The sequence below is a fragment of the Yinghuangia sp. YIM S09857 genome (assembly GCF_051388915.1).
Classification (GTDB): Bacteria; Actinomycetota; Actinomycetes; order Streptomycetales; family Streptomycetaceae; genus Yinghuangia.
Genome location: NZ_JBPKBH010000001.1, coordinates 572709 through 576544 on the forward strand (window position 1 = coordinate 572709; position 3836 = coordinate 576544).

The 3836-nt window shown below is 72.4% G+C and carries 3 protein-coding genes; 2 read left to right on the forward strand and 1 reads right to left on the reverse strand.

Annotated features, from left to right (window positions below):
- Positions 1-99: 99 nt before the first annotated feature.
- Positions 100-1032, reverse strand: a complete 933-nt coding sequence (locus ACRX5S_RS02435; protein ID WP_436770989.1) for an AurF N-oxygenase family protein — start codon at positions 1030-1032, stop codon at positions 100-102.
- Between the two features lie 280 nt (positions 1033-1312).
- Between ACRX5S_RS02435 and ACRX5S_RS02440 the strand changes: the two genes are divergently transcribed.
- The gene (locus tag ACRX5S_RS02440) at positions 1313-3331 is read left to right on the forward strand and encodes an acetoacetate--CoA ligase (RefSeq protein ID WP_436770990.1); all 2019 of its coding nucleotides are present in this window, start codon (positions 1313-1315) and stop codon (positions 3329-3331) included.
- 123 nt (positions 3332-3454) lie between these two features.
- The coding region (locus ACRX5S_RS02445; RefSeq protein ID WP_436770991.1) for a glycosyltransferase 87 family protein at positions 3455-3836 on the forward strand (382 nt) is incomplete at its 3' end.

The window sequence follows — 3836 nt, forward strand, 5'->3', positions numbered from 1 at the left end:
GCCGCCCCTCGGTGCGGCGGCGGGCCCGGCCGGGCTCGGTGAGGGGATGGCCCGGCCGGGGGCTCGGACGCCGCTTCAGGGCGGGTTCAGGGTGCCGTTTCAGGCGGCGGGGCGTATCGGAGGCCGGTAGTCGCGGGGCACCAGGCCGGAGCGGCGCCACAGGAGAAGGCCGGGGCCGCCCATGAGGTTGTTGTCCTCGAAGAACCCGACCAGGCGGCGCCCCCATGTCCGCATCGTCTCCTCGCGGTACGGGTTGGCCAGCGCCTCGCGCCGCGCGAGCCTCGGGTCGAGGCCGACCGCCGCGTAGACGTTCGGGTGGATCAGGTGGTGCGCGATGACGTGCGCGGCCCGGGCGATGACCAGGCGGCTGAACTCCAGCTCCGCGCGGTTGAGGCGCGGCGAGCGCCGGACGACCTCCTCGCGCGCGTACCGGACGTGCCGGGCCTCCTCGATCACGTGGATGCGGGAGACGTCGCGGACGAGCGGCTGGATCGTCTCGTCCTGCATCATCTCGCGCTGGGCGGTGTCGAGGATCTCCTCGGCGATCAGCGCCGCCGCGAAGGTCTGGATGCCGAAGCCGATGGTCTTCATGGCCCGGCCCAGCTCGTGCGCGTAGCGCCCGGGGCCGTAGTTGGGCGCCTCGAACTTCTCGATCATGCGGCCGAACATCGTCGAGTGGCGGCACTCGTCGGCGATCTCGGTGAAGGCGTACTGGATGTGACGGCTCGTCATGTCCTGGTCGTAGGCGTGCCGGATGAGCAGTTGCATCAGGATCACCTCGAACCAGATCCCGACGCTCGCGGTGCTCGCGACCTCGTGCCGCGTGAGGTCGACCCGCTGGGCCGGGCTCATGCGCGCCCAGGTGCGGGTGCCGTAGAGGGTGCAGCGCTTCTCGTTGATGAAGTACGTGTCCGGGAGCAGCGGGGCGTCCCAGTCGATGTCCTTCAGCGGGTCGAAGGAGTTCTTCGCGGACGCGGCCAGCAGGCGCTCCGCGGTCAGCTCGCGGTCCTTGACGCCAGACGCAACCGGCATGCCGGGTCTCCTCGATCGTCCGTGGTGCGCGGGAGTGGTGCAGCGGAGGGTGCAGCAGAACGTGGGTGCAGCGGAAAACTCGGTGTTACCGCAAGTAACATCCCGCCTCGGCACCGCGTCTGTCAACCTTCCGGGCGTAGCGCAAGGGGTGCGCGACGGCCGCGCGGGTGGCATTCTCGGGCGCGGTCGGCCGTCCGGTCGGCCCGACTCCATCCCGACCCCATCCCGGCGCGCCGGACCGAGAACCCGGCCGGCGGCCGTGACGCCCGGAGGTACCCGCATGTCCGACGCGCCCCAGCCCGCAGCCCCCGGCGAGCCCGAGGTCCTGTGGCGCCCCTCCGAGGAGCGCGTCCGCGCCGCCCGCGTCACCGACTTCGCCGCGCGCCTCGCCGAGGACCGCGGGACCGGGCCGTTCGCCGGGTACGCCGACCTCTGGGCCTGGTCGGTGGCCGAGCCGGAGGCGTTCTGGGCGTCCGTATGCGCGTACTTCGACGTCGCCTTCAGCGCCCCGCCCAGCGCCGTCCTTGGCGACAGCCACATGCCCGGCGCCGAGTGGTTCCCCGGCGCGCGCCTCAATTACGCCCGGCACGCGCTCCGCCGCGCCGAGACGCACCCCGACGAGACCGCGATCGTGCACGTCGACGAGCGACTGGAGCCCGGCGAGATCACCTGGGGCGAGCTGCGCAGGCGCGTCGCGGCGCTGGCGTACAACCTGCGCGAGCTCGGCGTCGGGCCGGGGGACCGGGTCGCGGCGTACCTGCCCAACATCCCCGAGGCCGTGGTCGCGCTGCTGGCCTGCGCGAGCGTCGGCGCGGTCTGGTCGTCCTGCGCGCCCGACTTCGGCGCCCGCAGCGTCCTCGACCGGCTCCAGCAGATCGAACCGGTCTTCCTCATCGCCGTCGACGGATACCGCTACGGCGGCAAGGAGATCGACCGCCGCGACGAGGTCGCCGAGCTGGTCCGCGAACTGCCCACGCTGCGCCACACCGTGCACGTGCCGCTGCTCGGCACCCCCGCCCCCGACGGCGCGCTCGCGTGGGACGACCTCACCGCGGGCGACCACCCCGACGAATTCGAGCCGGTCGACTTCGACTTCCCGCTGTGGATCCTCTACTCCTCCGGCACCACCGGCCTGCCCAAGGCCATCGTGCAGGGCCACGGCGGCATCCTCCTCGAACACCTCAAGCACAACGCCCTGCACCTGGACCTCGGCCCCGGCGACCGCTTCTTCTGGTTCACCTCGACCGGCTGGATGATGTGGAACCTGCTGGCCGGCGGCCTCCTCGTGGGCTCGGCGATCGTGCTCTATGACGGCAGCCCCGGCCATCCAGCCCCCGACGCCCAGTGGACCGTCGCGGAACGCACCGGCACCACCGTCTATGGCACCTCCGCCGCGTACGTCATGGCCTGCCGCAAGCGCGGCCTTCGCCCCCGCGACAACCACGACCTGTCTCGCCTGCGCTGCGTCGGCACCACCGGCTCGCCGCTGCCCCCCGACGGGTTCCGCTGGGTCTACGAGGACGCGGTCCCGGACGTGTGGCTCGCGTCCGTCAGCGGCGGCACCGACGTGTGCAGCGCCTTCATCGGCGGCGTCCCCACCCTCCCCGTCCACCTCGGCGAGCTCCAGGCCCGCTCGCTCGGCTGTGCGGTCGACGCGTGGGACGAGCAAGGCCGTTCGGTCGTCGACGAGGTCGGCGAACTGGTCATCACCGCTCCCATGCCGTCGATGCCCACCCGCTTCTGGAACGACCCGGACAACGAGCGCTACAAGGCCAGCTACTTCGACACCTACCCCGGCGTCTGGCGGCACGGCGACTGGATCACCGTCACCTCGCGCGGCACCGTCGTCGTGCACGGCCGCTCCGACTCGACGCTCAACCGGCAGGGGGTGCGCATGGGGTCGGCCGATATCTACGAGGCCGTCGAGCGCATTCCGGAGGTGGCCGAGTCGCTGGTCATCGGCATCGAACAACCCGACGGCGGCTACTGGATGCCGCTGTTCGTGGTGCCCGCCCCCGGCGTCGAGCTGGACGACGCGCTGCGCGAGCGCATCAAGCAGGTCATCCGTACCGAGGTGTCGCCGCGGCACGTGCCCGACGAGATCATCGCGGCGCCGGGCGTACCGCACACGCTCACCGGCAAGCGCATCGAGATCCCGGTCAAGAAGCTCCTCCAGGGCCGCGCGCTCGACGAGGCCGTCAACCCCGGCTCCGTCGACGACATGGAGGTCATCCGCTTTTACGCCCGACTCGGCGCCGAGCGGACCGCGCGCGAGGCGGACGGCCGGGGAACCGCGTAGCCGAACTCCGAACGGACCAACGGCGCGCCGCGAATCGCCGCACTCACCTGAAAGGCCGTCATCACCCTGACGCGCCCGGTCGAATGCGGACGCGTCGGCAAAGGGCGCTGACACGCTCGGCCCATGCCCGACGTGTCCCCCCGAAGGCCCATCCGAACGCACGACCTGTGGAGCACCGCCGCCCGCCGCCTCGCCCGCGCGTCGGCGGTGCTTCTGGGCGCGTCCCTGCTCGTGTACCTCACGCTCGCCGCGACCCGTCCCGGCCAGATGTGGTGGCTTGGCGACCTGCGCGTCTACCAGGCCGGCGGAGCTGCCGCCCTGGACGGCGGGCACGGCCTCTACAGCCTCGCGGTGGGAGCCGCCCGCCTCCCCTTCACCTACACGCCCTGGGCCGCGCTCACCTTCTCGCCGCTGGCCCTGCTGCCCTGGGGCGTCGCCAAGCCGCTGGCCGTCGCCGGGAACCTGGCCCTGCTATACGCCGCCGCGCACCTGGCCTGGGGGGGGG